This is a genomic window from Cysteiniphilum sp. JM-1 (assembly GCF_008711525.1).
Taxonomy (GTDB): domain Bacteria; phylum Pseudomonadota; class Gammaproteobacteria; order Francisellales; family Francisellaceae; genus Caedibacter.
The window spans coordinates 1-1,218 of record NZ_VXKS01000055.1 but is presented as its reverse complement, the minus strand read 5'-3'; the positions used below and the strand labels follow the sequence as shown (position 1 = coordinate 1,218).

Genomic DNA, 1,218 nt, shown 5'->3' with positions numbered 1-1,218 from the left:
TATTTAGCACTGAAAGACGTTATGCTAATAAACTAAGCAGCAAATATGTGATTGATTACAAACACCTCATACATGCATTCATTAAAAAGCCTCGCGCCTTTCGTTATTGCCAGTATAAAGACGAGTTATTGCCTAGTGAGCATTATCAGACAATTTGGCAGTATTTAGATCGTACACAGACGCCGGATGCTGCTTGCAAAAGTATCTTAAGACTGTTGAAGCTAAGTGCAGATCACAACTGTGAAGAAGCACTTGCAGAGGCTTGTTTAGCACTTATTGAAGCAGATAAAACCATCATACTTGAACAGTTGGAGACTAGGTTTAATAGGAGCAACCCCAGATTACCTATACAAACGATGCCGATGCCAAGTATCAATCAATATGACCATTTGCTATCACACGCTCACACAGGGGGAAGTTATGCACACTTATGAAGCCACCTTAGATTTGCAACTAAAGGCACTGAAGCTTGCCAGTTTTAAGCAAAATTGGCAGGCAATTTCTCAGCTATCCATTCAGAAGAATTGGAGTCATGGTCAATATTTATCTTATCTGGCACAGATGGAGTTAGATAGTCGCGAATCGAGTCGATTATCAAGACACATTAAGGAATCTAAGCTACCTAAGCACAAGACGTTAAGCAGTTTCAACTTTAAGGAGATACCCACCGTTAATGCGGAACAAATTAATGCGTTAGCTGAGACGGACACTTGGCTATCAGAAGCTAATAATATCATTATCTTTGGCGCCAGTGGCTTAGGTAAAACGCATTTGGCAAGTGCTATTGCTTATCGTAAAATTGAACGAGGGTTTAAGGTCAGGTTTTATCAAACATCGCATTTAGTACAAATACTGCAATTAGCTAAAAAGCAATACCGCCTGCAAGAAGAAATTGCCAAGCTTGATAAAATTCCTTTGTTGATCCTTGATGATATTGGCTATGTCAAAAAAGATGAGCATGAAACAAGCGTTTTATTTGAGTTAATCTGCCAACGGTATGAGACAGGGAGTTTGATCATTACTGCCAATCAGCCATTTAGTCAGTGGGATAGCATTTTCCCTGATAACATGATGGCAGTGGCTGCTATTGATCGTTTAGTACATCATGCAACCGTGATTAGCCTAGAAGGAGAAAGTTATCGTATGAAAAAATAATTTTTTTGCTATAAATCGGCAAAGTTAGTTGTCGTAACCGGAAAAGTTAGTTGACATTTGATA

1 protein-coding gene and 1 pseudogene are annotated in these 1,218 nt (G+C 38.9%); both read left to right on the top strand.

The features are described 5' to 3' along the window. A pseudogene (locus F3D68_RS11130) lies at positions 1-434 on the top strand (hypothetical protein); the annotation flags it as partial. Further along, positions 421-1,155: an IS21-like element helper ATPase IstB gene (gene istB, locus F3D68_RS11125; protein WP_151194501.1), complete on the top strand. Its 735-nt coding sequence runs from the start codon at positions 421-423 to the stop codon at positions 1,153-1,155. The pseudogene F3D68_RS11130 and the gene istB, both read left to right, overlap by 14 nt. The last annotated feature ends 63 nt before the right edge of the window (positions 1,156-1,218 follow it).

Excerpts from the sequence above, each read along its gene's own strand:
- istB (WP_151194501.1), top strand. The coding sequence starts at position 421 with ATGCACACTTATGAAGCCACCTTAGATTTGCAACTAAAGGCACTGAAG.